4 protein-coding genes are annotated in these 3,488 nt (G+C 68.8%); 3 read left to right on the top strand and 1 reads right to left on the bottom strand.

Annotation, left to right across the window (positions count from 1 at the left end; all coding sequences use genetic code 11):
• A partial coding sequence (locus GJ693_RS14825; protein WP_197042239.1) for an acyl-CoA dehydrogenase family protein occupies positions 1-360 on the bottom strand: 360 nt, incomplete at its 3' end.
• On the opposite strand from GJ693_RS14825, the gene GJ693_RS14830 reads away from it, so the two are divergent.
• The 3 genes from GJ693_RS14830 to GJ693_RS14840 form a co-directional block, all read left to right on the top strand.
• Entirely contained in the window at positions 359-1,144 is a 786-nt protein-coding gene (locus GJ693_RS14830) for an enoyl-CoA hydratase/isomerase family protein (RefSeq protein WP_156257034.1), read from the top strand. The genes GJ693_RS14825 and GJ693_RS14830 overlap by 2 nt on opposite strands.
• A 63-nt stretch (positions 1,145-1,207) precedes the next feature.
• The gene (locus GJ693_RS14835) at positions 1,208-1,528 is read left to right on the top strand and encodes a hypothetical protein (RefSeq protein ID WP_156257035.1); all 321 of its coding nucleotides are present in this window, start codon (positions 1,208-1,210) and stop codon (positions 1,526-1,528) included.
• A gap of 30 nt (positions 1,529-1,558) precedes the next feature.
• A partial coding sequence (locus GJ693_RS14840; RefSeq protein WP_156257036.1) for an alpha-galactosidase occupies positions 1,559-3,488 on the top strand: 1,930 nt, incomplete at its 3' end.

Genomic DNA, 3,488 nt, shown 5'->3' on the forward strand with positions numbered 1-3,488 from the left:
TGCCGGGCAATCGGGCGCCGCCGCGATCATCGCCTGCGCCAGCGGCCACGGCGCACCAGCCCGGCCATGGGCCCGCGCGATGGCCAGCACGCTGGGCGCGTCGAGCCCCAGTCCGCCCGCCGCTTCCGGTGCCAGTGCCAGCGGCAGTCCAGCTGCCACCAGCGCATCCCAGCCGTCCACCGACTGCCCGGCGCGGGCCTGCCGCAGCCGCGCCTCGGTCGCTTCGCGGGCGAACATCCGGTTCACCTGGTCGATCAGCACATCATCCATGCGCTGCAGCTTAGGCGCAGCAGCATGGCCCGCACAGGCTGGATTTTCCGGCAGGCATCGCCCACCATCGCGCCCGGGGAGACGAGGCATGACCGTGACACTCGCTGTGGCCGACCAGATCGCCACCATCACGCTCGATCGGCCGGAAAGGCGCAACGCGCTCTCGCAGGCCATGCTGGCCGAAATTGAACGCATCGCCGATGGCTTGCGCGGTGCCGGCGATGTGCGCGCGGTCGTCTTGCGCGGGGAGGGAACAGATTTTTCGGTCGGCGCTGATATCGGCGAGATGGAAGGGCGTCGGGCCCATCCAGCGACGCTCACCGAGGCGCGGCGGGCGGCGCAGCTGGGCGCGCGGGTGATGCGGGCCATCCAGGGCATTGACCAGCCGACCATATGTGCCGTGAAGGGCGTGGCAACCGGCGGCGCCACCTGCATTGCCACCGCCTGCGATTTCCGCATTGCGGCGGCGGGTTCGCGGCTGGGCTATGGTGAAGTGAAGATCGGCATCAACCTGATGTGGAACGCGCTGGGGCCGGTCATTGAACTTATCGGTCCGGCGCGGGCCAAGCGCATGGTGATGTCGGGCGCGCTGTTCGACGCCGAAACGCTGGCGCACTGGGGCCTGATCGACGAGATCGTGCCGGCCGGCAGCGAGGATGCGCGGGCGCTTGCGCTGGCCAGCGAATATGCCGCGCTGCCGCCGCTGGCCGTGCAGATGATCAAGCGCAGCATCAATGCGGTGTCGGGCGCACTCCATGCCGCGGTGCTGCATGCCGATGCCGATCAATGGCTGCTGGCCACGCAAGGCGCGGATTTCGCCGAGGCACTGGTGGCGTTCCGGGACAAGCGGCCCGGCAACTTCAGCGGAAACTGACTTGGCTGGTAATTGCCACGCCTCCCTCCAGCCCCGATGCTGGGCCAAATTGGGGAGACCATCATGCTGCTGATCCGCCTGCTCTGCGTCATCATCTTCATCAGCCTGAGCGTCTATACCGCGCCGGTATTCGCGGCCGAGCCCAACCTGTTCTCGGCCTTTTTTGGCGCGATCGCCGGCGGTGGCTGGCAGGGGCAGTTCAACCTCGATTTCCTGTTCATGCTCACCCTGTCCGGGCTCTACACCAGCTGGCGGCACCGCTTCACGCCGGCCGGCCTGGCGCTGGGCCTGCTGGCCTTCCTGGGCGGCGCATCCTTCCTGTCGATCTATCTGTTCGTGCAGAGTTTCCGCCACAAGGACGTGCGCACACTGCTGGTGGGTTGACGCCAGCCATCGCGCCGCCAATCTGCGCGGGTGACGATCTTCGCGCTCCACAGTCCAGAGGCCAGCCTGGTGCTCGAACAGGCCGGCGAGGCGCTGTTGTGGCGGCATCTGGGGCTGCGGGTTGCGGCCGATGGCCTGCCGCCGCTGGCCGCCACGCGCGGGGCGGCGACCTTCAGCCTTGATCAATATGTGCCGTTCGCCACCGCGCCGGGCCTCGGCTGGTTCGGCCCGCTGGTAGTCAGCGTGCCCGGCCAGGTGCTGCGCTGGGTGGTGACGGGCGTGGTGGCCGACGCGGCAGTGCTGCGGGTGACGCTGGCCGATGCCCACAGTGGCCTGATCCTGGAACAGCAGATCCGCGCCGCCCAGGGCGGGTTCACCATCAGCGCCACGATCGGCAATGACGGGCCGGTGCCGCTGTCCATCGATCAGCTGACGTCAGCATTATTGCCGCTGCCGGCCGGGCTTGACCGCATCCTGAGCTGGCGCGGCCGCCACAATGCCGAGTTTGTCGAATGCATCGAGCCGCTGTCCGCCCACCAGTGGCGGCGGCAGGGTCGGCGCGGACTGCCGGGCCATGGCGGGCCGCCCGGCCTTTACCTGCTGGGGCAGGGGGCTGGCTGGGATCAGGGCCTGGTTTTGGCGGCGCAACTGGCCTGGTCCGGCGATACGGCGCTGAGCGTCGAGCGCGATGACGAAGGCCGGCATCTCCTGTCAGCCGGCATTGCAGGCGCCATCACCCTGCAGCCGGGCGAACGCTTCGCGGCGCCGCCGTTGCTGCTGGCGATTTCGGCCAGGGGCCGCAACGGCGCGATGCAGCAGATGCACGAGATGGTGCGAGCGCGGCTTGGCTGGCCCAAGGTCGAAGGTTCCGGCACCATGCGTCCGCGCCCGGTGCATCTCAACAGTTGGGAAGCCTGCTATTTCCGCCACGACCAGGCCCGCATCCTCGACCTCGCCCGTGCCGCCGCCGCCATCGGGGCAGAGCGATTCATCCTTGATGATGGCTGGTTCCGCGGCCGCGATAACGATCGCGCCGGGCTGGGCGACTGGACTGCCGATCCGGCGAAATATCCGGATGGCCTCAAACCCCTTGCAGAGGGAGTGAACGCCTTGGGCCTCGAATTCGGCCTGTGGGTTGAACCGGAAATGGTCAATCCCGACAGCGATTTGTATCGCGCCCACCCCGATTGGGCATTGCATATTCCGGGCGCGCCGCAGCCCACCGCGCGCCACCAGCTGGTGCTCAACCTGTCACTGCCCGAGGTGGAGGATTATCTTTTCACCTGCCTCGATACGCTGCTGCGCGACGTGCCGATCGCCTATCTCAAATGGGATCACAACCGCGATTTGGCGCCGTCGGGTGGGGTGGGGCAGGTGGCCGGTCTCTATCGCCTGTTCGCCCGGCTGCGCGCCGCCCACCCCAACGTCGAGATCGAAAGCTGTGCCGGTGGCGGTGGCCGCATCGATGCCGGCATCGCCGCCTTCACCCACCGATTCTGGACCAGCGACAATCTCGATGCCGTCAGCCGCGTCACCATCCAGCGCGGCTTCCAGGCCTTCTTCCCGCCCGAACTGATGGGTGCGCATGTCGGTGCCAGCCCGGCCCACGCCACCGGTCGCCGCCAGACCATGGGCTTCCGCGCCGGGGTGGCGTTGCCCGGCCATTTCGGTGTCGAGCTGGACCCCGCAAAACTGCCGGATGCCGAGCGCGCCGAGCTGGCGGGCTGGATCGCCTTCCACCAGCAGTGGCGGCACCTGTTGCACGGACAGCGGCTGGTGATGGGGGAGGGGGCGGATGGCCTCCTGTGGCAGGCCAGCGGTGATGGTGAGGAATGGCTGCTGTTCATCACCCGCACCGCGCCGCCGCAGGATCGCCGGCCTCAGCCGCTGGCCCTGCCGTTCCTTGCCGGCGCCGGCCCGGTTCAGGCCCGGCTGCTGGCCCGCGCCGGCACCACGCCGC

This window comes from Sandarakinorhabdus oryzae (genome assembly GCF_009733735.1).
GTDB lineage: Bacteria > Pseudomonadota > Alphaproteobacteria > Sphingomonadales > Sphingomonadaceae > Sandarakinorhabdus > Sandarakinorhabdus oryzae.